The organism is Anaerotruncus sp. 1XD42-93, from assembly GCF_009917605.1.
Taxonomy (GTDB): Bacteria; Bacillota; Clostridia; order Oscillospirales; family Ruminococcaceae; genus Anaerotruncus.
Genome location: NZ_QZEG01000195.1, coordinates 1 through 913, shown reverse-complemented (window position 1 = coordinate 913; position 913 = coordinate 1). Strand labels below are relative to the sequence as shown.

Here is a 913-nt window from a genome sequence, read left to right as displayed (position 1 = left end):
TGACCATGCTGGTGATGAACCACGCCGGGACGCGGCAGAAGCTGGAAAACAACATCTTCCAGGCGGCGGGCATCGCGCAGAAATACAACTGTGCGCTGCGCCGTCTGGACTACCAGCAGGAGCAGGGCCTGATGTCCTCCCTCCCGCTTGGCCTTAACCAGATCAGCATCCAGCGGGGCCTTACCACATCAAGCACCGCCATTTTCGTACCGTTCACCACCCAGGAGCTTTTTATGAGCGGCGAAGCGCTGTACTACGGCTTAAACGCACTCTCCAACAACCTGATTATGGCTGACCGGAAAAAGCTGAAGAACCCCAACGGCCTGATTTTAGGCACGCCCGGCTCCGGCAAGTCCTTTTCTGCAAAACGGGAAATCACCAATGCCTTTCTGATTACCCCGGACGATATAGCCATTATCGACCCGGAACAGGAATATTCGCCCCTTGTGCAGCGGCTGGGCGGGCAGGTGATTGACATATCCCCCGCCTCCGACCAGTACATCAACCCGATGGACTTGACCCTCAATTACAGCGAGGACGACAACCCCCTGACCTTAAAAAGCGACTTTATCCTCTCCCTGATGGAGTTGATTGTGGGCGGCAAAGCCGGCCTGGAGCCGGTGGAAAAGACAGTGGTTGACCGCTGCGTCCACATGGTCTACCGGGACTACCTGCAAGACCCGAAGCCGGAGAAAATGCCGGTGCTGGGCGACCTCTACGCACTTTTACGGGAGCAGCCGGAGCAGGAGGCACAACGGCTTGCTACCGCACTGGAAATCTACGTCACCGGCAGCTTAAATGTGTTCAACCACCAGACCAACGTGGAAATCAAAAGCCGGATCGTCTGCTATGTGATTAAAAACCTGGGCAAGCAGCTTAAAAAATTCGGGATGCAGGTGGTTCAGGATCAGGT

At 55.8% G+C, this 913-nt stretch carries 1 protein-coding gene; it reads left to right on the top strand.

Translation table 11 applies throughout. The features are described 5' to 3' along the window. Positions 1–913 (top strand): VirB4-like conjugal transfer ATPase, CD1110 family (locus tag D5269_RS19065; RefSeq protein WP_199735792.1); only part of this gene is annotated, 913 nt, incomplete at both ends.